This is a genomic window from Paracraurococcus lichenis (genome assembly GCF_030657435.1).
Lineage (GTDB): Bacteria > Pseudomonadota > Alphaproteobacteria > Acetobacterales > Acetobacteraceae > Paracraurococcus > Paracraurococcus lichenis.
In genome coordinates, this window is the sequence record NZ_JAUTWS010000608.1 from 1 (window position 1) to 244 (window position 244).

At 63.1% G+C, this 244-nt stretch carries 1 protein-coding gene; it reads right to left on the reverse strand.

All coding sequences use genetic code 11. The annotated features are described in order from the left end of the window. Positions 1–244: transposase (locus Q7A36_RS41415; protein WP_456306864.1), on the reverse strand; the 244-nt coding region annotated here is incomplete at both ends.

The following is a 244-nucleotide window of genomic DNA, read 5'->3' on the forward strand; positions in this document are numbered from 1 at the left end:
GCCAATGGCAAAGCGATGACGCAGGCGGTCTATCGTCGGCAGAAGGACGCTGACATCGGCTGTGTTGCCGGGCATGATTTCCGTGCAGATCGGCCGTCCCTCGTTGTCAATCACCACGCACAGGATCAGCTGCATCAGGTCGGGCCGGTGGTCCTTCGAGTGGCCCCGCTGACCCAGTGTCTCCCCGCCCGCGCCCTCGAAGCTGATGGACGTGGTATCCATGAACACGACGGAGAGCTCGCTG